The sequence below is a fragment of the Nonomuraea sp. NPDC049758 genome (assembly GCF_040674635.1).
GTDB lineage: Bacteria > Actinomycetota > Actinomycetes > Streptosporangiales > Streptosporangiaceae > Nonomuraea.
The window spans coordinates 63754-85508 of sequence record NZ_JBFAMZ010000028.1; the positions used below are offsets into that span (position 1 = coordinate 63754).

The window sequence follows — 21755 nt, forward strand, 5'->3', positions numbered from 1 at the left end:
CCGGCCACCGTAGGGCGCCGGGATAAGATACGCAAGTGAATCTCAAGCACCCTGCCTCCGGCGGCGCGTCCCGCCGTCGCGGCCCCGCGCTGGAGGAGGCGATCCTCGACGCCGCCTGGCAGGTGCTGGTCGAGCACGGCTACCACGGCTTCACCTTCGAGGCCGTCGCCGCCCGCGCCGGCACCAGCCGCCCGGTGCTCTACCGGCGCTGGCCCCGGCGCGACGACCTGCTGCTGGCCACCCTCGCCAAGTTCTGGCGGCTGATCGACGTGCCCGACACCGGCAGCCTGCGCGAGGACGCCGTCGGGTTCCTGCGCAACGCCGGCGACGACCGCGCGGGCATGCTGACGCTGATGAGCGTGCAGCTCGCCGACTACTTCCGGGAGGCCGGCACCAGCCTCACCGAGCTGCGCGACACCCTGCTGCCGCCCGGCCGGGCGACCGCGTTCGAGACGATCGTGGGCCGGGCGGTCGAGCGCGGCGAGCTGCCCGACGTGCCGCGTTCGTCCAGGGTGGTGAACCTGCCGCTGGACCTGCTCCGGCACGACATGCTCGTCACGATGCGCCGGGTGCCGGAGGAGTCGATCGCCGAGATCGTGGACGAGGTGTGGCTGCCCCTGCTGGGCGCGTCCTCCGGTCAGCTCCCGTAGTAGTCGCGGATCTCCCAGAACCGGGACGGGTGCCCGTCACAGGTGTACTGGACGGCCTCCAGGTTGTTGGCGGTGCTGACCCCGCCGGCGATGGTCAGGCACTTGGCGGTCTGCACGTTGCGGAACTCGACGTACTGGCCGACGCGGTTGCCGAGCGCCCAGTAGCGCGAGGGGTGGGTGTCGCAGGTGTACTGCAGGGCGACGACGTTGTTCTCGGTGCTGACGCCGCCGGCGATGGTCAGGCACTTGCCGGTCTGGCGGTTCCTGACCTGCAGGGCCGCGCTGGAGTAGCCCCAGACGTCCCAGCGGCGCGAGGGGTGGCTGTCGCAGTCGTACTGGACGGCGTGCACGTTGTTCTCCGTGCTGACGCCCCCGGCGATGGTCAGGCACTTGCCGGTCTGCCGGTTGACGAGCTGGACGTTGGAGGCGGCCCAGACGGACGAGGCCGACGCGGGCGCCGGGGCGGCGGTGAGGGCGAGGACGAGCAGCGGGGCGGCGACGGCCGCCGGGCGAAGGAGGTGTCTCTTCATGCGCCCAAGCCTGCGGCCGCGGGGCTCGTACGGCCTGAGTAGCGCGTACTCAATGTGCGCCGGCGGGGTTGTGCGCCTGGACGATCATGAATGAGGATCGTGCACATGACAACACAACGAATTCAAGGAAGGGTCTTCGGCGAGGTCGCCGACGAGTACGACAGGGTCCGGCCCGGCTACCCGGCGGAGCTGGCCGCGGACGTGCTGGCCTACGCCGGGGGGCCCGCGCTGGAGGTGGGCGCGGGCACGGGGAAGGCGACGGAGCTGTTCGCGGCGACCGGCGTCGAGGTCGTGGCCACCGAGCCGGATCCGGCCATGGCCGCCGTGCTGGCCCGGCGGACCGCCGGCCGGCCGAACGTGACGGTCACCGTCTCGGCGTTCGAGGAGTACGTCCCGGAGCGGGCGTTCGGCCTGCTGTACTGCGCACAGGCGTGGCACTGGGTCGACAAGGAGGTGCGCTGGCAGCGGGCCGCCGCGGCGCTGGCCCCGGGCGGCGGGCTCGCCCTGTTCTGGAACGTCGACTGGCCCGCCGACGAGGGGGTGACCGCGCGGCTGCTGGCCGCGCACGAGCGGTTCGCCCCGCACATCAGGCCCAACACCGGCCCGATCGGCAGGCCCATCGGCGAGGAGGCCGGGGCCCGCGAGTGGGCCGGGGAGATGGGGCTGCCGTCCGAGTTCGGCGACCTCGGCACCCGCCTCTACCGGTCGGGACGCACGGTCTCGGCCGCCGACTACGTCGCCCTGCTGTCCACCCAGTCGTCCTACCGCATCCTGGCCGAGGACGTGCGCGAGAACCTGTTCGGCACGCTTCTCGACACGCTCGGCGAGCAGGTCGACCTGAACGTCGAGACGGCCCTCTACCTGGCCCGCCACCTCCCCTGACCGGCGGCACGGCACGGACGGGCGCCCCCCGTCACGGCTGGGCCCTGCCGGTCGCCCACGCCCATCCCGCGATCATCACGCGGTTCCTCGCGCCGATCTTGCGCTGGACCGCGGCGACATGGTTCTTCACCGTCCCCGGGGACAGGAAGAGCTCGGCGGCGATCTCCGCGTTGGTCCGCCCCTGAGCCACCAGGGCCACGATCTCGTCCTCCCGCTCGGTCAGCACCACGTCCGAGACCTCCCGTTCCGGGCCGCCGCCGCGCAGCAGCCGGACGGTGAGCTGGGGGCTGATGAGCATGTCGCCGTTCACGGCCGCCCGGACGGCCTCCACGAGCAGCGCGGGGCCCGAACGTTTCAGCACGAACCCGGCCGCGCCGTGCCTGAGCGCCGCCTGGACGTACTCCTCCAGCCCGAACGTGGTGACGACCACCACGTGGATGCCGGTGCCCGCCAGGGCGCGGGTCACCTCGATGCCGTCGGCGCGGGGCATGCGGATGTCGGCGAGCACCACGTCCGGCCGGACGGCGAGGGCGGTGTCGATCGCGGTGCGGCCGTCGGCCGCCTCGGCCACCACGCTCAGGTCGGGCTGGGCGTCCAGGATCAGGCGGAAGGCGTCGCGGATGCCCTCCTGGTCGTCGGCGACGAGGATGCGGATGCTCACCCGGGAGATTGTCGCAGCGGCAGCCGCGCCGCCAGCGACCACCCGTCCGGCACGGGCCCCGCGACCAGCTCGCCCCCTTGGTCGGCGACGAGCGCGGTCAGGCCGGGCAGGCCCGAGCCGCCGCGGCGGCGGCCCGCCCCGCCGGACGTCCCGTCGTTGGTCAGGGTGATCTCCAGGACGTCGCCCGGCGTCGTGACGGACAGCTCGACGCGGCCGGCCCGCGGCGCGTGCCGCCGGATGTTGGTCAGCCCTTCGATCACGATCCGGTAGGCCAGCGCCGCCGTCTCCGCCGGGACGGCCGCCGTGCGGTCGATCCGCACGTCGACGTGCGCCGGCCCGGCGGCGGAGAAGCGCGCGGCGGCCTCGGCGATGCCGTCCAGGTCGCCGGACGGGCCGAGGGGCCGGCCGTGGTGGAGCATGTCGAGCGTGCGGTCGAGCGTGGACAGGGCCCGTTGACCGGCCGCCTCGACGCGCTGCAGCGCCCGCAGCGGATCGCCCGCGACGCTCCCCGCCTGGGCGTGCGCGACCATCTCGCTGATGTCGTGGGCGAGGAAGTCGTGCAGGTCGCCGGCCAGCCGCAGCCGCAGGACGGTGCGGGTGTCGGCCACCGCCCGCCGCTGCCGTACGTCGAGCAGGCGCAGGTAGGCGCCCACGGCGGCGCCCGCCAGCACGCCCGCCCCCCAGAACGCGCACGCCCCCACCGCCTCCAGCGCGGAGGCCGGCGTGAAGACCCGCGGCAGCCAGGTGGCCGCGGCGAGCCCCGCCAGCAGCGCCGCGGGCACGGCCCGGCGGACCGGCGCGTACCGGACGACCAGCCCGGCCGCGACCGTCAGCGCCGCGCTCTCGGCCATGCCCAGCGCGCCGACGCCCGGCGTGGACGGCCCCCCGGCGGCCCGCCACAGGGCCGTGACCGCCAGGGACGCGCCCGCGGCCGGCAGCACCAGCCAGGCGAGCCACCCGGCCCTGCTCCCGGCCCTGCTCCCGGCCCTGCTCCCGGTCAGGAACAACCCGATCGCCGCCACGGCGACGGCGACCGCCGCCGGCAGCGCGGCGGCGGCCATCCACAGCACGTTCACCCGGGACACGATATGCGCCCGCGCCGCGCGCCCCCACGTGCCGAACGGCACTGCCGCGACCCGCGGGAGGTGCCGAACGGCATCTGCCCGCGGCGCGCCCGCGCTGGAAGGCTCGTCGGCATGACGATCTTCACTTCCGGCCGGTACGGGTACGCGGCGGCGCTGTGGGCGGTCGCCTACGGCCTGCTCGGCGCGGCGTGGGCGCTCGGGGCGCCCGGCTATCCCTGGGGGGCCGACGATCCCGACCCCGACGGCGCGCTGTCGATCCTGGCCGGCACGGCGCCGCCGTTCGGCTGGTGGATCGCGGCGTTCTCGGCCCTCGTGGCCGCGACGGCACTGGCCCTCACCCGCCGCAACGACGCCCACCCGGCGAACACCCCCGGACCGAACGACCCTCCCCCACGCCGACCCGGGGCGAGCCCCCGGGGTGGTGAGCGCCCGGCGAAGGGGGTGTGGGGGCGGGTGCCGGTCCTTGTGGCCTGGCCGATCGCCGCGCTGCTGGTGCTGGTGGTTCCGGACTCGCGGCTGATGATGGGCGTCGCCTACACGCCGTTGCTCCTGGCCGCGCCCCTCTTCGGCTGGGGGCTCGGCGGCGCGACGTTCGCCGACGCCTGGCCGTGGCCGGTGCTCAACCAGCTCGTGTGCGTGCTGGGCGGCCTGCTGCTGGCCGCCGCCGCGCGGCACCACGGGCGCGGGCGCGGGAACTGGTTCACCCCGGCGCGCGGGCGGATCGCGGTGTACGTGGCGGTCGCGGTGCCGCTGGTCTACTGCGCCACCCGGTGGGCCTGGGCGCTGGGCATCCCGCTCGGCGTGAGCGCGGAGTTCCTGGCCGCGGGCGAGGACGGGCTGTGGCTGGCGGGGGCGTACCTGGCGACGTTCGGGGCGCTGGGCGGCGTGCTGACCCTCGGGCTGGTCCAGCGGTGGGGCGAGGTGTTCCCGCGGTGGATCCCGGGGTTGCGCGGCCGGCGGGTGCCGCCGCTGCTGGCGGTCGTCCCGGCCGGGTTCGTCTCGATCATCGTCACGGTGGCCGGGCTCACCTACATCCGCTGGACCGTGGCCGGCCGGTTCGCCCTGGAGGAGTGGGGAGCCTGGCTGCCGGAGTGCTTCTGGCCGGTGTGGGGCGCCGCGCTGGCCACCGCCGCCGTCTGCTACCACCGGCGCCGCCGGGCGAGCCCGCAGCCTGTGGCGGAGGTCAGCCCGCGCTCTGCCGGTCGGGCTCGATGAGCAGGACGACCCGTTCCTCCGCGCGCGAGTAGGGACCGCCGATGTACTTAGCGGCGATCCGGTCGACGATCTCCCATCCCGCCTCGCCCTCGACCCACTCCACGACCCTGCCCCGGACGAGCACCGGCCGGAACGGGTCGCCGGGCGGCGTCAGGGAGAGCGCGACCCGCGGGTCGCGCCGCAGGTTGAGCGCCTTGCGCGAGCGCGGGCCGGTGAGCACGGCGACATGGTCGCCGTGCGTGCCGATCCAGACCGGGACGGAATGGGGAGCGCCGTCGGGCAGGACGGTGGCGAGGTGGGCGATCGGGGTGCCGTCGAGCACGCCGCGCACGTCGGGGTCGAGTTTCATGGGTTCTCTCCGGGCTTCTGGAGTTCCTTGAGGAGACTCTGTAACCGTAGCATCGAGAGTTCCTTCAGGGAACCCCGAAAGGTAGGGTGGGGCCATGCAGCGCACGAACTTCGCGGAGATGGCCTGCTCCATCGCCCGCACCCTCGACGTGATCGGCGAGCCGTGGTCGCCGCTGATCCTGCGGGACGTGTGGGCCGGGGTGCGTCGGTTCGACCAGCTCCAGGCCGATCTCGGCATCTCCCGCAAGGTGCTGACCGAACGGCTCACCCACCTCATCGACCACGGCGTCCTCGAACGCCGCCCCTACGACCGGCGGCCGCGCCACGAGTACCACCTGACGACCAAGGGCGCCGAGCTGGTCGACCTGCTCATGGTCATGGCCGGATGGGGTGACCGGTGGCTCGCGGGCCAGGCCGGGCCGCCCGTGCTCTTCCGCCACCACGCCTGCGGCGAGATCAGCGCCGTGGAACTGCGCTGCGCCCACTGCGGCGCGCCGATGCACGCCGGCGACGTCGACCTGCTGCCCGGCCCCGGCGCGGCCGGCCCGGACAAGACGGCGGCCGGCGCCGCGGCCGACCGGCCCGGATAAATCGGTGGCCGGCGCCACGGACGGCCTGGGAGCCTGAGTCATGCCTCCCACGGAACCGGGCCCTTACCGAGCCGGCGGAACGGCGCTCGTGGTCGCGATCCCCGAAGCGGAGCCGCTGGTCGGCCCCTGGCGCGCCCGGCTGGACGCCGTCGCCGCCGACGGCGTCCCCGCGCACGTGACGATCCTGTACCCGTTCCTCGATCGCGACCGTCTCGACGAGGAGGCGCTCGACCGGCTGATCGGCGCGCATCCCGCCTTCGACGTGCGGTTCACCGGATGCGGCAGGTTCCCCGGGGTGCTCTACCTCTCCCCCGACCCCGAGCGGCCGTTCCGGGAGCTGACGGACGCGGTCGCCGCCCGGTGGCCCGAGGCCCCGCCCTACGGGGGCCGGTTCGCCTCGATCGTCCCCCATCTCACGGTCGCCGACCAGCAGGAACCGGAGCTCCTCGACCACGTGGAGGCCGAGCTGGCCGCGGGGCTGCCGCTGGCCGCCCGGGTCCGCGAGGTGCGCCTGCTGGTCAGCGACGGCCGCCGCTGGCACGCGGACCGGTCCTTCGCGCTCGGACGGCACTCCTGAGCGCCTGACAGGCTTTCGTCACTTACCGTGTCTTTGCCATTCCTTGGCGTTACGATCAGAGAGATTCCCGTCCCTGATCGATCACGGAGTGCCGTATGGAGCGAACGGTTCTGGCCGCCGTCACCGAACACCCCGACGCCGACTCGGCGCTCGCCGAGCAGATCCGCCGGGTGTGCGCCGAGATGGGCGAGCTCGGCCTGCAGGTGCGCTGGACCCGCCGCACGGCCGACGCCCTGGCGGTGGTCGGGTCCGACGCCTCCCTCACCGCGATCCTCGCGGCCTGGGACGCGCCCGGCGCCGAAGACCTGCTGGCCGCGGTGGCCAAGCGCTTCCGCGGCCTGCCGGTCTTCCTGATCACCCAGGACCAGGAGCTGCCGCTGTGGGTGTACGAGGTCATCCAGGGCTACGTCTTCCCGCTGGAGGACACCCCGCAGTTCATCGCCGGGCGCATCGCGCACGCCGCCGACCAGTACGCCGACCAGATCCTCCCGCCGTTCTTCCGCGCGCTGCTGCACCTGGAGGACCACCACCCCTACTCCTGGCACACCCCGGCGCACGCGGGCGGCGTGGCGTTCCTGAAGTCGCCCGTGGGCCGGGCGTTCTTCGACTTCTACGGCGAGCGGCTGCTGCGCACCGACCTGTCGATCTCCGTCGGGGAGCTGGGCTCGCCGCTCGACCACACCGGCCCGATCGGCGAGGCCGAGCACAACGCGGCCCGCGTCTTCGGCGCCGAGCGCACGTTCTTCGTGGTCAACGGCAACTCCACCGCCAACCGCATCGTCGGGCACCACGCGATCGCCCGCGACGACACGGTCCTGGTCGACCGCAACTGCCACAAGTCGATCCAGCACGCGCTGGCCATCAGCGGCGCGCGGCCGGTCTACCTGGTTCCTGAGCGCAACGGGCTGGGGCTGGCCGGGCCGATCCCGGCCGCCGCGCTGGAGGCGTCCGCCGTCCGGGCGCGGGTGGCCGGCCATCCGCTCGCGGCGGGCGACCCCGCGTACGCGGTCGTCACGAACTCCACCTACGACGGCGTCTGCTACGACGCTGTCCGGGTCGCCGAGCTGCTGGGCGACACCGTGCCGCGGCTGCACTTCGACGAGGCGTGGTTCGCCTACGGCCGGTTCAACCCGCTCTACTCCCGCCGGTACGCCATGTCGGTCGACGAGCGCACGCTGCCCGGCCCGGGGCGTCCCACCGTGTTCGCCACGCAGTCCACGCACAAGTTGCTGGCCGCGTTGTCGCAGGCGGCGATGTTGCACGTCCGGCCCGCGCCGCGGGCGCCGGTCGACTTCGACGCGTTCAACGAGACGTACCTGATGCACGCCTCGACCTCGCCGCTGTACCCGATGATCGCCTCCCTCGACGTGGCCGCGGCGATGATGGACGGCCCCTCCGGATCGTTCCTGACCGGCGAGGCGATCGTCGAGGCGGTCCGGTTCCGGCAGGCGATGACCCGGCTGGCCGCCCGCATCCGCGACGACGGCCACCGGCCCGGCTGGTTCTTCGGCCTCTGGCAGCCGCCCTCGGTGCTCGACCCGCAGACCGGCCGGGCCGTGCCCTTCGCCGACGCCGACCCGGCGCTGCTGTGCTCGGAGCCGCGCTGCTGGGTGCTGGAGCCCGGCGCCGCCTGGCACGGCTTCGACGGAATGCGCGACGACTACGCCCTGCTCGACCCGGTCAAGGTGACGATCACCTGCCCCGGCGCGGACGCGGCCGAGGGCACGCTGGAGTGGGGCATCCCGGCCAAGGTCGTGGCCGCCTACCTGCAGCGGCGCGGCATCGTGGTGGAGAAGACCGGCGACCACACCCTGCTGGTGCTGTTCTCGATGGGCATCACCAAGGGCAAGTGGGGCACGCTGATCGACGCGCTCACCGACTTCAAGAACGCCTACGACGGCGACCGGGCGCTGGCGGACGTGCTGCCCGGGTTCGGGCCGTCCGGCGTGTCCTTGCGGGCGTTCTGCGGCGAGGTGCACGCGAAGCTGCGCGACTCGGGCGTGGGCGCGCTGCTCGACCAGGTCTTCACCGCGCTGCCCGAGCCGGTCTCCACGCCCGCCGACGTCTACCAGGCCATGATCCGGTCCCGTACCGAGCGGGTCCCGCTGGCCCGGCTGGCCGGGCGGGTGGTGGCGGCGACCGTGGTGGTCACCCCGCCCGGGATCCCCATGCTGATGCCCGGCGAGGCGACCGGCGCGGCCGACGGCCCGCTGATGCACTACCTGCGCGCCCTGGAGGACTTCGACCGGACCTTCCCCGACCTGGCCACCGACATCCACGGCGCCCACCGCGACGGCGAGGGCCGCTACTGGGTGGAGGTCCTCCGCGACTGACGGCCGCCCCCGAAGGGCCGACCTCGGTCAGGGGGGTGACGGACGACTTCGCGGGCCCTTCCCGCTGCCACCGGCGGTGTGCTCCTGCGACAGCAGCGCCATCCTGCCGGGTGCCGACGATCAGCCGGCGGCTGCCCGGCCGGCTCGAACTCGACGGCCTCCCGCACGGTCCCCACGTGGCCCTTGGCCGGCTCGGTGGACAGCCGCACGATCTTCCCGTCGATCGACTCGCTCCGAAGGGGCGCCCGCCGCCTTCCCCCGCTCTCGCGGGCAACCGCCGCCGGGGCCCAGGCGTATAAGGAAGCGTGAAATCGGACAGACAGCCGTGAGCGCCACGGAACACGACTTCGGCGCATTCGTGGCCGCACGCGCCACGAGCCTGCTACGGGTCGCCTACCTCGCCTGCGGCGACGAGGCGGAGGCCGAGGACCTGCTACAGACCGCGCTGGAGCGCACCTATCGGAACTGGGACCGGGTCCGCCACGACAGCCCCGAGCCGTACGTGCGCCGCGTCATCGTCAACGCCGCCATCAGCCGGGCCCGCCGCCGGGCGATCCTCAGGATCATCCCGATGCACAGCCCGCCGGACACCCCGGACCGGGCGACGGACACCGACCTGCGCCAGGTGCTCATGGACGCGCTGCGCGCCCTGCCGCCCCGGCAGCGGGCGGTGATCGTCCTGCGGTACTGGGAGGACCTCAGCGAGGCGCAGACCGCCGAGGTGCTCGGTTGCTCGGTCGGCACGGTCAAGAGCCAGGCGTCGAAGGCGACGGCCAAACTCCGTTCGGCCCTCGGACGGGAGACAGTGGAAGGAGTGATCAGGAATGCCCACGCTTGAGGAGGAGCTCCTCCGGCTCATGACGGAGGAGACCGCCCGGCTGCACGCCGCGCCCGACCTGGTGGAACGGGTGGTGAGCAGGTCCCGGCGCAGGCGGGTGCGGGGCCGGATCGCGGCGTTGTCGGCGTCCGTGGCGGTCGTGGCCGCGCCCGTGGCGTACCTGGGCGCGAGCACGACGACCGCGACGGGCAGCCAGGTCACGATCTCCGTGACGCCGGAGCCGCCCGCCATCGACGACACCCCGCCCCAGCCGTCGGAACCGCCGAGCCTCGGCGACCTGGGCGACGGGATGAAGTTCGGGCACGTCAAAGTGGGATACCTGCCCGAGCGGCTGAAGTGGTCCGGCTGGTCGGTGGACTTCGGCGACAAGTACACCACCGCCTACTTCTACGAGGGCGACGACCCGGGCTCCTACCGGGTGCAGATCTACATGTACGAGGAGGAGTCCGTCCAGGAGGTCGGCGACCGGATCGCGGCCTACCGCGACGAGGGGGACGGCGAGGAGGTGACCGTCGGCGACCGCGGCGGCTACCTGGTCGTCCAGAACGTCGGCGAGGACGGCATGAAGGGCACCCCCACCCTCTTCCTCCGCATGGGCGACAAGCAGTGGGCCGAGATCATGTTCAGCCCGACGTACGCCAAGGAGTTCCGCGAAACCGGGGCCGTGTCCGCCGAGCTGAAGAAGATCGCCGAAGGGCTCACCCCCAACCCGTGACCGCCTCCGCCTCCACCGCGCCCCTGCGGACGTGTGCGGCACCATACCTCGGGGGGTATATTGGCGGTGGAGGTGGAGCGAATGGACATGAACGCGGCCGTCCTGGCCGAGGCGCTCACCCGGCTCAAGCGGGCCCACGGCCAGCTCGGCGGGGTGATCGCCATGATCGAGAACGGTGACGACTGCGAGCGGGTGCTGACCCAGCTCGCGGCGGTGTCCAAGGCCCTGGACCGGGCCGGATTCAAGATCATCTCCACCGGCCTGCAGCAGTGCCAGGCGGCGCGCGAGCGCGGCGAGGAGCCGGCCATCACGCCGGAGCGGCTGGAGAAGCTGTTCCTGGCCCTGTCCTGATGCGGCACTGATCTCCCCACGGGCATCCGAAGGCGACGAATGAACTCGTACGCCCGAGCATGCCCGTCTTTTTACCTACGGGATACCCCCCAGGGTATCAATGGGTAGGACGGTCCCTGAACCGGAAACCGGCCGGACCGCGACTGCGACGACACGAAGGCGGCGAAGAAGATGAGCACGATCCACATCGAGGTGGTGGAGACCTCCTCCCTGGGCGACCGCAGCTACCTCGCCCACGACGGCCAGGTCGCCCTGGTCGTCGACCCGCAGCGGGACATCGACCGGATCCTCGCCCTGGCCGGACGGCTCGGCGTGCGCATCACCCACGTGGCCGAGACCCACCTGCACAACGACTACGTCTCGGGCGGCCTGGCCCTGGCCCGGGTGACCGGCGCCGCCTACCTGGTCGCCGCCGACGAGACCGTGCGGTTCGACCGCCGGCCGGTCTCCGACGGCGACGAGGTCACGCTGTCCGGCGCCATGAGCGTCCAGGCGGTCGCCACGCCCGGCCACACCTTCCACCACCTGTCGTACATCCTGACCGGCCCGGACGGCCCCGAAGGCGTCTTCACCGGCGGCTCCCTGCTCTTCGGCACCACCGGCCGCACCGACCTGCTCGGCGCCGAGCACGCCCACGACCTGGCCCACCGCCAGCACATCTCGGCGCACCGCCTGGCCGACCTGCTGCCCGACGGCGCCCACGTGTGGCCCACCCACGGCTTCGGCAGCTTCTGCTCGGCGACGCAGGCCGACGCCCCGGCCTCCACGATCGGCCGCGAGCGGCAGGCCAACCCGGCGCTGCGCCTGGAGGCCGACGACTTCGTCGCCCAGACCCTCGCCGGTCTCGACGCCTACCCCGCGTACTACGCCCACATGGGCCCGCGCAACTCCGAGGGCGGCGGCCCGATCGACCTCACCCCCGTACGGACCGCCGACGCCGAGGAGCTCGGGAAGCGGATCGCGGCCGGGGAGTGGGTGGTGGACCTGCGCTCCCGCAAGGCGTTCGCCAGCCGCCACCTGACCGGCACCCTCAGCTTCGGCCTCGACGGCCCGATGTCCACCTGGCTCGCCTGGATGGCTCCCTGGGGCGCGCCGATCACCCTGCTGGGCGAGGACGCCGCGCAGGTCGCCGCCGCCCAGCGCGAACTGGCCCGCATCGGCGTCGACCGCCCGGCCGCCGCCGCGACCGGCGACCCCGGCCGGTGGGCCGGCGGCCACGACGACCGGCTGGGCGAGCTGGCGGTGGCCACGTTCGCCGACCTGGCCGCCGTCCGCGCCGGGCGCGCGCCCGCGCACCTGCCCGCGCCGGACGTCGTGCTGGACGTGCGCATGACCAACGAATGGCGGGCCGGCCACGTCGCGGGCGCCACCCACATCCCGCTGCCCGACCTGCCGCACCGCCTGGCCGACGTCCCGGCCGGCACGGTGTGGACGCACTGCGGCTCCGGCTACCGGGCTGCCGCAGCCACCAGCCTGCTCGCCCGCGCCGGACGCCGCGTGGTGCACATCGACGACGCCTACGCGGCGGCCGCCGAGGCGGGCCTGACCATCACCGACGACTGACCCGGCGAGTTCGCCGCCGCGCACATCCCGGGCTCCCGCGACGTGCCGCTCGGCCTGCCGCGCGCGCACCACACCACCCGGCGCCCGGAGGCCACCGCCGTCAGGAATGGGCGTGGCGGTCGAGGCCGAGGGTGGAGATCAGGTCCTCGTGCAGCTCGAACCAGACGCGGTGACAGGAGTCGACGTCGGTGCGGTCGACCCACGCGCCCTCCCCGTTGCGGGCGCGGGCCAGGGCCGCGGTGAAACGCGTGTCGTACCCGCCGAACCGGGCCAGGACGCCGGTCAGCCGGTCGGCGAGCGGCTGGAGGGCGCGGCCGACGACGGTGAGCTCGTGCAGGATCCGGGCGTCCCAGGCGGGGTCGGAGTGGTCGTTGGCGGCGAGCCGGTCGCGGCCGTCCGGGCGCAGCTGCCAGTCGGTGCACGCCTTGAGCAGCAGGGCGTTCAGCGGGAGGAACTCGCGGTGGACGTCGCGGACCTCCTCGGCGCCGCCGGACCGGTCGAGCTCGGCGGCCAGGCGCCGCTCGTCCTCGGCCCGGCCCGTCTCGGTGAGCGACCAGCCGCCGGTGCCGGCGAACTGGGAGCGGCTCACCCAGCCGCGCGCCTCGGCGTCGAGCAGTTCCTCCTCCGTCTCGGCCACGCCGAGCGCGTACCGGCGGGCGAGCACCGGGGTGTCGGCGAAGCCGGTGACGCGTACGGCGTGCAGCGCCAGCAGGCCGGGCGCGGACTGCCAGGTCATGAGCCGGCCTCCTGACGGGTGGTCAGGCGGGTGTAGTGCTGCTGGCACGCCTGCGGCGAGTTGAACCTCATCGCCTCCGCCATCTGCGCCCAGGTCAGCCCCGCGCTGCGAGCGGTGAACAGCAGGGCCGACTCGATCGCCTCGACCTCGGCGCGCGCGGCGGGCAGCAGGGCCAGCGCGCCCAGGATGTCCTCCGGCTCCAGGCCGGCGTTGCGCCAGACGGCGAACCGCGTCAGGTCGACCGCCGACGGCGGGACGGGCGGGGGCTGCCACGGGCGCGGGTCGAGCAGGTCGGCGCCCAGGGCCATGAGCCGCCGGCGGGCCTCCGTCTCGCGCTGGGCGTGGAGCTGGTCCGCGTTCAGGGCGGGGTCGTGGTTGCGTTGCATGCGGGCCATGATTCACAATCGGCGGGACATCGTCAACATTTTGTTGAAGGGCGGGCGGATGATCGTACCCCTTGAGGAGGCCGCGGCCGACACCTGCGGGGGCAAGGGCGGCGCGCTCGGCGCGCTGCTGCGGGCCGGGCTGCCGGTCCCGGACGGCTTCGTGGTGCCGTTCGCCGCCTACCTCGCCGCGGTCCGCGGTCTGGACCTCGGGCGGCACACCGCCGGACCGGACGACCTGGCCGCGGCCCGGCGGGCGATCGAGGCACTCACGCTCGACGCCGGGCTGGCCGCGGCGCTGGCACGGGGGCTCGGCGCGCTCGGCGACCCGCCCGTGGCCGTGCGGTCGTCGGCGGCCGACGAGGACACCGGCCTGAGCTCGGCCGCCGGCCGGTACGAGAGCTTCCTCGCCGTGCGCGGCGCGGGCGGGGTGGCCGAGGCCGTGCGCGCCTGCTGGGCCTCGCTGTTCTCGCCGCGCGCCGCCGCCGGCCGCCGGTCCGGCGACGGCCCGGCGATGGCCGTGGTCGTCCAGCGCCACCTGGACGCCGAGGCGTCCGGGGTCATGTTCACCCCCGGCGGGCCGGACGAGCCCACCGGGATCGAGGCGTCGTGGGGCCTCGGGCCCAGCGTCGTGGGCGGCACGGTCACCCCCGACTCCTACCGGGTCGCCGCGGACGGGTCGGTCGTGCGCGCCGTGGCCGACAAACGCACCCGGCTCGACCGGGAGGGCGCGCGGCTCGTCGTGCGGAACGTGCCCGACGACGTCCGGGGGCGGGCGGCGATCGACGACGCGACCGCCGTGCGGCTGGCCGGGCTGGGCGCGCGGATCGCGGCCCTGCGCGGCGGACCGCAGGACGTCGAGTGGGCCGTCGCGGGCGGCCGCGTCTGGATCCTGCAGGCCCGCCCCATCACCGCCGCTCCCCCGCCCGCCGGCTGGCCCGCCCCGGCGGCGGACGTGCCGGCCGGGGCGCTCGTCGGGACGCCGGGCAGCCGCGGAGCCGTGACCGGCACCGCGCGGATCGTGCGCGGACCGCGCGACTTCGCCCGCGTGCTCCCGGGCGACGTGCTCGTCTGCCCCTTCACCGACCCGGCGTGGACGCCGCTGCTGCGCATCGCCGCCGGCGTCGTCACCGAGACCGGCGGCGTGCTCTCGCACGCCGCGATCGTGGCCCGCGAGCACGCCATCCCCGCCGTCCTCGGCGTCCCGGACGTGACCAGCAGGCTCCGGGACGGCACGCTCGTCACCGTCGACGGCACCGCCGGCACCGTCACCGCCACCTGACCCTGGGAAAGGAGAGGGGAGCGGCCCGCGACACGCCGCTCCCCGACCACCTATGTCGCTACGACGCCTCTACCTGGCCCGCCACGGCGCGGCCGACGCGTTCGGGCAGCTCACCGACGCCGGGCGGCAGCAGGCGGCCCTGCTCGGCGAACGGCTGGCCGGGATGCCGATCGGCGCGGTGTGGCACTCGCCGCTGCCGCGTGCCGCCGAGAGCGCGCGCGAGCTCGCCCGGCGCCTGCCCGGCGTGCCCGTGGCCGCGGCCGACGAGCTCGTCGACCACGTGCCGTACGTGCCCGCTCCCGCCGAGACGCCCGCGTCCTGGGCCGGCTACTTCGACGGCTTCGACCAGGCGGAGGCGGCGGCGGGCCGCGCGCTCGCCGACGCCCTGGTCGCCCGGTTCGCGAGGGTCCCCGGCGAGCCCGCGTCCGACGTGCACGAGGTGCTGGTGACGCACGCCGGTCAGATCGCCTGGCTGGTGCGGCACGCGCTGGACGCGCCGCCGCCCCGGTGGCTCGGCCTGAACAGCGCCAACACCGGCCTGACGATCATCGAGTACCGCACCGGCCTGCCGCCCACGATGGTGATGTTCAACGACCTGAGCCACCTCCCGTCCGGCCTGCGCTGGACCGGGTTCCCGCAGGACATGTGGCCGTGAGCGGCGGGCCTGGGGGCGTCGGGAGGTGGCGTCAGGGGATGCCGCGTCAGGAGATGCTGCGGCCCTCCACCGCGTCGAGCACCAGCGGGCTGGGGCCGGGGTCGCCGCGCACGCCGAAGCCGTAGCGGTAACCGGCCCTCACCTCCGGGTCCGACAACGCCGGCAGGTGCTCCAGCGTGGCCGAGGTCACCAGCTCCCAGCCGGAGCCGGTGTCGGCGTACATGGCGGCCCGCTCGCCCACCAGCGACAGCGCGAAGCGGCCGCCGTCGGGGACGGTGACGCCCTGCTTGACGCCGAAGACCGCGATCCCGCCCGGCACCTGCGGGCCGCGCACCTCGAACCCGGCGAACCTGTGGCTGTTGACGTAGAACGCCGCCACGTCCGTGCTGCCGTCCTTGACCAGGCCCGTGTAGACGGTGTCCATGTCGGTGGAGTCGCCCTGGAACCTCCTGATCGTGATCGCCGTGGCGAACGCCGGGTTGCGCGGCGAGACGCCTGACGACATCAGCCCGAACCAGGACGCCGACGGGTGCCCGGCCGACAGCCCGCCGCCCGCGTAGGTCACCTGCGGCAGCTCCTTGTCCTCCGGCTGGACCCGGTGGGCCTGGTAGTCACCGGCCCGGTCGAAGCCGTCGGCCAGCTCCTGGTTGGCGAAGGCGTCGGGGGCGGGCGGCACGTACGCGGCCTGCGGCGGCAGCCGGAACGTCACCCGGTCCGTGTGCCCGAGGTAGGACGCGCACACGACCGGGTACTCCTGGTCCGCGGGCGCGTACGCGGTCAGCGTGGTCTCCGTCGTGCGGCTCGCGCCCGTGCGCAGGCCGGTCACCGGCAGCGCGGGCGGATCGACGGCCACGCCGTCGCAGGCGGACAGCGTGACCCGGCCGGCCATCGGCAGCGCGTCCCGGTTGGTGACGGTGAAGGTGACCTTGGAGCCGAGCCGGCCGCGCTCGGCGGTGGACGCGCTCACCTCCACGTTGCGCCGGGCGAGGCCGGGCAGCGCCGCCGCGGCCAGGCTCAGCCGGTCGATGTCGTACGAGCCCGCCCAGTCGGAGCCGGCCGAGCCGCGTACCCACACCTTGACCCGGGAGATCGCGGCGCGCGGGGCCCAGCGGGACAGGTCCAGCGTGAGCCGGTTCCAGCCGAGCTCGGGGTCGACCGTGCCGACGCCCTCCGCGACCGCGCCGCCGCGCCCGTAGACGCGGACCTTGGCGGTGAAGACGTTGCCCGGTTTGAAGCCGTCGTCGGCCTCGGGCGGCACCCGGACCGACACCGACAGCGACGGCGTGCGCGAGGCGTCGAGCGGCTTGCCGAACAGCACGTCGGCGCCCTTGTACGACTTGGCGTACCGCGACCAGCCGGGCAGGTCGCGGTCGAAGCGCACGCGCAGCGCGTGCCCGCCGTCCACGGCCACCCGCTCCACGGCGGCGGCGTTGTCGGAGGGCCGCCAGCCGTCGGCGCCCGTCTCGAAGCCGGAGATCACCCGCTCGGCCACCGGCCTGGCGTCGAGCTGCGTGCCCACCACGGCGGGCGGCTTCCGGACGGCCAGCTCGGCCGGGTCGAAGCCGGGGATGACGTCCTTCCAGTCGGAGATGCCGATGATCTTCTTGGCGAACTCGGTCGCCGCCAGCGACCGGTCGGTGTCGATGGCGGCGAACACCTCGTGCAGGGGCTTGCGCTCCCCGGCGTTGGAGGGCGCGCTGTGCTCCTCGTCCCACGTCCACAGGCCGAGCCGCAGGCCGCCCTCCTGCTTGTGGTCGACGTGCCGGTGCAGGATGAAGGAGTCGATGCCGTCGGCGAAGGCGATCTTGTAGTAGGCGTACGCGTAGGCCGCGGCCTGCAGCCGCAGCTCCTTGGCGGAGTAGTCCTGGGAGTTCAGGCCCTGTTCGGAGAGGATCACCCGCCGCCGTTGCCCGTTGTAGGTCAGGTCGTCCTGGGCGAGGTAGCGCGGCAGCAGCTCGATGTTCTTGAACGTGATCCGCAGGGTGTCGAAGCCGTCCGTGGCGGTCTTGTCGTTCCAGAACGCCGGGTTGAACAGGTTCTCCGGGTAGGGGTGGTAGGCGATGTTCCAGTCGAAGTCGCCCTGGCGCTTGGTGAGGGCGTTGAGCCCGTCCACCACGTCGCGGCCCTTGTAGGTGTACTTCGGGTCGTCGTTGGCCGCGCCCGTCCAGAAGTGCGTCAGCGAGGTGTAGACGCGGGCGGCGGCGGCGGCCTTGCGCACGGCCTGCCAGGTCAGCCGCATGGCGCGGGCGTACTGGTCGAGGAAGACGTCACGGTCCTGGCGGCCCATGTTGTACCAGAACTGCTGGGCGTCGATCTCGTTGCCGACGATCCAGCCCCACGCCCGGCCGTAGCGGCCGTCGGGCTGGCTGTAGCGCTGGGCGAAGAACTCCATCGCGGCGGTGAAGTGCGCCTCGCCCTCGGCCGTCTTGGTGTTGAACGCGTACACCGTGCCCTTGCCCAGCTCGGCGTCGGGGTGGATGAGCGTGCGCGCGGCGGAGTTGGGCGCGCCGCTGTTGTAGACCAGCACGATCATGTTGACCAGGACGCCGTTGTCCGACAGCGGCTTGACCTGGGCGTCGAGCCCGGCGACGGCGCCGCGGTCGAAGTAGTACGTCTTGCCCTGGGAGACGAACTCGATGGTGTTGCCCGGGGCGCCCGGCCCGGCCGTCATGACCGAGTCGAGGGCCAGGTTGATGCCGGCGTGCTGGACGCCGATCTCCTCGGCGTCGTCCGTCATCTGCACCTGTAACCCCTTTTTGCCCGACATTTCGGGATAAGGGGCTTGGTTGGCCGACGGGAAGCTCAGCCTGTCGGCGTAGTGCACCTCTCCCAGCGGGCCGTCCGCGCCCACCGCGAGGAACTTGTCGTAGAGCCGGTCCTGGTCACCGTCCATCCGGGGCACCTCGACGCGGAACGGGCCCGCCTCGACGGACGCGACCGGCTGCTCGCCCGCGGGCGAGTCCTGCCAGGTGTCCAGCGCGTACAGCTCGGCCGGGCCGGGGGCGACGCCGGTGACGGTGATCGTGTCCCCGCCGACCTCGACGCCGCTCACCCCGCCGGCCGCCGCCGCGCGCGCGGGCAGGGCCTGCGCCGGGAGGGCCAGCATCGGGACGGCCAGCGCCAGGGCGATCAACAACCGCATGTCATCTCCTCCTACTTCGCCCAGTCCTCGTCGCCCCAGGCGTTCTTCTTGATGCCCGCCTCGATGCCGCGCTTCCACCACTTGTCCAGGTCGGCCAGCTCCTCCTCCAGGGAGCGCCGGCCGAGCAGATAGCCGTCGAAGACGTCGCGGAAGGAGGTGCCCTCCGGGCCGCCCGGCAGGGCCACCACCCGGAACGGCTTGCCCCACTCGCCCTCCAGCAGCCCGGCGGTCTCGGCCGACGGCTCGACGCCCTCGACGGCGGGCAGGCCGCCGGTCGCGTCCAGCCAGGGCTTGATCGCCGGCGAGCTCATGTACTGCAGGAACTTGACCGCCGCCGCGTACTTCTCGCCCTTGACGGTGGAGGGGATCATGTAGCTGGTGCCGCCGATCGAGGCGCCGTAGCGGGCCGGGGCCTCCGACGACAGCGGCGTGCTGGCCTTGGTGATGGTCGGGAACGGCATCGTGCCGAGCGCGAACTTCGCGTCCGCCTTCAGCGCCTCGACGGCGAAGTCGGTGCCCCACGACATGGCGGCCTTGCCCGAGACGAAGTCGCGGTAGCCCACGGTCGCGCCGCCGTCGGCGACGCCCGTCCAGTTGGGCGTGCCGCAGTCGAAGAACTCCTTGTAGATCTTCAGGGACTCGGCGACCTCGGGCGTCCTGGTGGTGAGCGTGCCCTGCTTGATGACCCTGCTCATCGACTTCTCGGTCACGGTCGGCGCCTTGCCCGGCTTGCCGGTGGCGTCGAAGAGGTTCCAGTCGTCGTGGTACTTGTCGATGAGCTGGGTGCTGACCGCCTCCCACGTCCAGCCGGCGGCCAGGCCGCCCTTGTCGAGGGCGACGGGGTCGAAGCCGGCCGCCTTGAGCTGCCCGCAGGCGCTCCTGAAGTCCTCCCAGGTGGCCGGGGGCTGGTCGATGCCCGCCTTGGCGAAGGCGTCCTTGTTGTAGAACAGGCCGATGGCGACCAGGTTGAAGGGGACGTACTCCAGCTTGCCGCTCTCCTTGCTCAGCGCTTTGGAGACGGCGGGGCCGTAGTACTCCTTCCTGAACACGTCGATCCAGCGCTGGTTGCCCGGCACGTACGGGTTGGGCTTCTGCAGCTCGGCGTCGAGCGCGTGCACCTCGTGCGCCTTGTGCGGCGGCTGGTTGAAGACCAGTTCGGGCGCGGTGCCGGCGGCGAGCTGGGTGGTGATCGTCTGCATGAAGCCGTCGAGGGGCAGCACCTGCGTCCTGACCTCGATGCTGGGCTCGCGCTTCTCGAAGGCGTCGACCAGCGCCTCCCAGGCCGGTCCGAAGCTGCTGCCGCTGGCGTTCCACTGGTTGGGGCCGGCCAGCGTGATCGTCACCTTGCCGCCGCCGTCCTGGGCGGAGGTGCCGCCGGTGCCGAGCAGGCCGCAGCCTGTCAGCGCGAGCAGCGCGGCCAGCGCCGCGAGCCCGCTCTTGGGGGGTGTTCTCATCGGGGTACGGGTCCTTTCTTATTGATACGTTTCAATCGCGGGCGCCGGCTCACTTGCCGGACACGATGCCGCCCTGGATGCCCGCCAGGAACCACTTGGACAGGAACGTGAACAGCACCACCAGCGGCAGGCTGGCCAGCACGTAGCCGGCGAACAGCGGGCCCCACTGCTGCGCGTTCTGGTTGGCGAAGAAGGCCAGCCCCGCGGGGATCGTCCGGTAGGCGTCGGTCTGCACGGTGAGCAGCGGCCAGAAGTAGTCGTTCCACACGCCCAGCACCGTCATCAGCGCGACCGTGCCGATGACCGGCCGGGCCAGCGGCAGCATGAAGGCCAGGAACAGCCGGACGCCGCCCGCCCCGTCCACCCGCGCCGCCTCGAAGATCTCCTCGGGGATCTGCGCCATGTACGTGCGCATGACGACGATCCCGAAGACCGTGTTCGCGGTGACGTGCGGGATGATCAGCACCAGCCGGCTGTCCAGGATGCCGAGGTCGCGCATCAGCACGAACAGCGGGATCAGGCTGGTGATCGAGGGCACCATGAGCAGCGCCGCGACCAGCCCGAACAGCGCGTTGCGCCCCGGGAAGCGGTAGCGGGCGAACACGAACGCCGCGGCCGGGGCCAGCAGCATCGTGCCGGCGATGGCCAGCGCCGCCACCACGAACGAGGTGAACAGGTACGGGCTGACCTGCTCCCAGGCCGCCGCGTAGTTGTCCAGGTGCACCGGCCAGGCCGGCGACCAGTAGCTGCCGAAGAACTGCTCGTTGTCCTTGACCGACGCGGCCAGCATGAACAGGTAAGGGAACAGCCCGGCGAAGGCCAGCACCGCCAGCACGCCGCCGGCCACCAGGTCGGTCCTGCGGGTCCGGCTCACGATCCCGACCTCCTGCCGAGCGCCAGCGCGGCCAGGCTCACGCCGAGGGTCAGGGCGAACAGCACGGTGCCGAGCGCGGCCGCGTACCCCCAGCTCGTGTCCACGAAGGCGGCGTCGAGCATGCGCAGCACCGGCACCTGCGTGGCGTTGTCGGGGCCGCCCTTGGTCATGATGTGGGCCTGCATGCCGTACTGGAGCACCGAGATCACCGCCAGCACCAGCAGCAGCTTGACGTCGCGGAACATCATCGGCAGGTCGATGCTCCAGAAGCGGCGCAGCCGGCCGGCGCCGTCCACCTCGGCGGCCTGGTAGATCTCGGCCGGCACGTTCTGCAGCGCCGACAGGAAGACCAGGAACGGCAGGCTGGCCACCCACGGGAAGCCGATCGTCATCAGCGCGGCCAGCGCCGTGGCGGGGTCGCCGATCCAGTTGCCCGCCAGCCCGTCCAGGCCGAGCGCGCGCAGCAGGCTGTTGACGACGCCGTCGCGCGGGTCGTACATGAACTGCCACAGCAGCACGTTGACCACGGCCGGGAAGGCCAGCGGCAGGATGAGCAGGGTGCGGAAGACGAACCGCAGCCGCTCGCTGGACAGCGACATCACCAGCTCGGCGGCCAGCAGCGGGAAGACCCACATGAGCGTGACGGCCCAGACGAAGATGATCCCGGCGTTGCGGAAGGAGGCCCACCACAGGTCGTCGCCGAGCATCGTGAGGTAGTTGTCCAGGCCGACGAACGGCGAGCCGAAGCCCGGCCGCCACTCATGCAGCGAGTGCAGCATGCCGTTGAGCGCCGGGTAGTAGGCGAACGCCGCGAGCAGGGCGAAGGTGGGCAGGAGGACGAGGTAGACGCCCCACGGGATCCGGCGGCGCGCTTTGGTGCTGGTCACGATC

At 73.4% G+C, this 21755-nt stretch carries 22 protein-coding genes; 12 read left to right on the forward strand and 10 right to left on the reverse strand.

Annotated elements, in window-relative coordinates; genetic code table 11:
• Positions 1-35 precede the first annotated feature (35 nt).
• Positions 36-650 (forward strand): TetR/AcrR family transcriptional regulator, encoded by a 615-nt coding sequence (locus AB0J46_RS45490; RefSeq protein ID WP_364341750.1) that lies wholly within the window; start codon positions 36-38, stop codon positions 648-650.
• Here AB0J46_RS45490 and AB0J46_RS45495 read toward each other — a convergent pair.
• Positions 638-1180, reverse strand: coding sequence for an RICIN domain-containing protein (locus tag AB0J46_RS45495; protein ID WP_358300420.1), 543 nt, complete (start codon positions 1178-1180; stop codon positions 638-640). The genes AB0J46_RS45490 and AB0J46_RS45495 overlap by 13 nt on opposite strands.
• 105 nt (positions 1181-1285) lie before the next feature.
• On the opposite strand from AB0J46_RS45495, the gene AB0J46_RS45500 reads away from it, so the two are divergent.
• Positions 1286-2062: a methyltransferase domain-containing protein gene (locus AB0J46_RS45500; RefSeq protein ID WP_364341752.1), complete on the forward strand. Its 777-nt coding sequence runs from the start codon at positions 1286-1288 to the stop codon at positions 2060-2062.
• 31 nt (positions 2063-2093) lie between these two features.
• Here AB0J46_RS45500 and AB0J46_RS45505 read toward each other — a convergent pair whose 3' ends face one another.
• Positions 2094-2723, reverse strand: a complete 630-nt coding sequence (locus AB0J46_RS45505) for a response regulator transcription factor (RefSeq protein WP_364341754.1) — start codon at positions 2721-2723, stop codon at positions 2094-2096.
• Positions 2720-3799, reverse strand: a complete 1080-nt coding sequence (locus AB0J46_RS45510) for a hypothetical protein (RefSeq protein ID WP_364341755.1) — start codon at positions 3797-3799, stop codon at positions 2720-2722. Before AB0J46_RS45510 ends, AB0J46_RS45505 begins: the two co-directional genes overlap by 4 nt.
• Positions 3800-3919: 120 nt before the next feature.
• On the opposite strand from AB0J46_RS45510, the gene AB0J46_RS45515 reads away from it, so the two are divergent.
• Entirely contained in the window at positions 3920-5023 is a 1104-nt protein-coding gene (locus tag AB0J46_RS45515) for a hypothetical protein (RefSeq protein WP_364341757.1), read from the forward strand.
• Here AB0J46_RS45515 and AB0J46_RS45520 read toward each other — a convergent pair.
• The gene (locus AB0J46_RS45520) at positions 4992-5372 is read right to left on the reverse strand and encodes a TIGR03618 family F420-dependent PPOX class oxidoreductase (RefSeq protein ID WP_358300405.1); all 381 of its coding nucleotides are present in this window, start codon (positions 5370-5372) and stop codon (positions 4992-4994) included. The two genes, AB0J46_RS45515 and AB0J46_RS45520, sit on opposite strands and share 32 nt — an antisense overlap.
• A gap of 94 nt (positions 5373-5466) precedes the next feature.
• Here AB0J46_RS45520 and AB0J46_RS45525 point away from each other — a divergent pair, with 94 nt between their 5' ends.
• The 7 genes from AB0J46_RS45525 to AB0J46_RS45555 all read left to right on the forward strand — a co-directional run bounded on the left by AB0J46_RS45525 (position 5467) and on the right by AB0J46_RS45555 (position 12338).
• Entirely contained in the window at positions 5467-5961 is a 495-nt protein-coding gene (locus tag AB0J46_RS45525) for a helix-turn-helix domain-containing protein (RefSeq protein WP_364341759.1), read from the forward strand.
• 40 nt (positions 5962-6001) lie between these two features.
• Positions 6002-6538 (forward strand): 2'-5' RNA ligase family protein, encoded by a 537-nt coding sequence (locus tag AB0J46_RS45530; RefSeq protein ID WP_364341761.1) that lies wholly within the window; start codon positions 6002-6004, stop codon positions 6536-6538.
• Between the two features lie 95 nt (positions 6539-6633).
• A complete protein-coding gene (locus tag AB0J46_RS45535; protein WP_364341762.1) occupies positions 6634-8871 on the forward strand; it encodes an Orn/Lys/Arg decarboxylase N-terminal domain-containing protein in 2238 nt (745 codons plus the stop codon).
• A 325-nt stretch (positions 8872-9196) separates the two neighbouring features.
• Positions 9197-9709: a SigE family RNA polymerase sigma factor gene (locus tag AB0J46_RS45540; protein ID WP_358010973.1), complete on the forward strand. Its 513-nt coding sequence runs from the start codon at positions 9197-9199 to the stop codon at positions 9707-9709.
• Entirely contained in the window at positions 9696-10424 is a 729-nt protein-coding gene (locus AB0J46_RS45545; protein WP_364341764.1) for a hypothetical protein, read from the forward strand. Before AB0J46_RS45540 ends, AB0J46_RS45545 begins: the two co-directional genes overlap by 14 nt.
• 81 nt (positions 10425-10505) lie before the next feature.
• Positions 10506-10775, forward strand: a complete 270-nt coding sequence (locus tag AB0J46_RS45550) for a metal-sensitive transcriptional regulator (RefSeq protein WP_352328991.1) — start codon at positions 10506-10508, stop codon at positions 10773-10775.
• Between the two features lie 171 nt (positions 10776-10946).
• On the forward strand, positions 10947-12338 hold the full coding sequence (locus AB0J46_RS45555) for an MBL fold metallo-hydrolase (protein ID WP_364341766.1): 1392 nt from the start codon (positions 10947-10949) through the stop codon (positions 12336-12338).
• 100 nt (positions 12339-12438) lie between these two features.
• Here AB0J46_RS45555 and AB0J46_RS45560 read toward each other — a convergent pair whose 3' ends face one another.
• Positions 12439-13074 (reverse strand): transcriptional regulator, encoded by a 636-nt coding sequence (locus AB0J46_RS45560; RefSeq protein WP_364341768.1) that lies wholly within the window; start codon positions 13072-13074, stop codon positions 12439-12441.
• Positions 13071-13460 (reverse strand): DNA-binding protein, encoded by a 390-nt coding sequence (locus tag AB0J46_RS45565; RefSeq protein ID WP_364341769.1) that lies wholly within the window; start codon positions 13458-13460, stop codon positions 13071-13073. Before AB0J46_RS45565 ends, AB0J46_RS45560 begins: the two co-directional genes overlap by 4 nt.
• Positions 13461-13518: 58 nt before the next feature.
• On the opposite strand from AB0J46_RS45565, the gene AB0J46_RS45570 reads away from it, so the two are divergent.
• Complete coding sequence (locus AB0J46_RS45570) at positions 13519-14739, forward strand: PEP/pyruvate-binding domain-containing protein (RefSeq protein ID WP_364341771.1); 1221 nt, start codon at positions 13519-13521, stop codon at positions 14737-14739.
• A gap of 52 nt (positions 14740-14791) precedes the next feature.
• On the forward strand, positions 14792-15394 hold the full coding sequence (locus AB0J46_RS45575) for a histidine phosphatase family protein (RefSeq protein ID WP_364341773.1): 603 nt from the start codon (positions 14792-14794) through the stop codon (positions 15392-15394).
• A 46-nt stretch (positions 15395-15440) separates the two neighbouring features.
• On the opposite strand, the gene AB0J46_RS45580 is transcribed toward AB0J46_RS45575, so the two are convergent.
• From AB0J46_RS45580 to AB0J46_RS45595, 4 genes are read right to left on the reverse strand one after another with little or no spacing between them, the layout of a single operon-like run.
• Positions 15441-18536 (reverse strand): DUF5722 domain-containing protein, encoded by a 3096-nt coding sequence (locus AB0J46_RS45580; RefSeq protein WP_364341775.1) that lies wholly within the window; start codon positions 18534-18536, stop codon positions 15441-15443.
• An 11-nt stretch (positions 18537-18547) separates the two neighbouring features.
• Positions 18548-19990 carry an extracellular solute-binding protein gene (locus AB0J46_RS45585; protein ID WP_364341777.1) on the reverse strand — a complete coding sequence of 481 codons (1443 nt, stop codon included), beginning with the start codon at positions 19988-19990 and terminating at the stop codon, positions 18548-18550.
• 49 nt (positions 19991-20039) lie between these two features.
• Positions 20040-20864, reverse strand: a complete 825-nt coding sequence (locus tag AB0J46_RS45590; RefSeq protein ID WP_352360359.1) for a carbohydrate ABC transporter permease — start codon at positions 20862-20864, stop codon at positions 20040-20042.
• The gene (locus tag AB0J46_RS45595; RefSeq protein ID WP_364341779.1) at positions 20861-21751 is read right to left on the reverse strand and encodes a sugar ABC transporter permease; all 891 of its coding nucleotides are present in this window, start codon (positions 21749-21751) and stop codon (positions 20861-20863) included. Before AB0J46_RS45595 ends, AB0J46_RS45590 begins: the two co-directional genes overlap by 4 nt.
• Between the last annotated feature and the right edge of the window lie 4 nt (positions 21752-21755).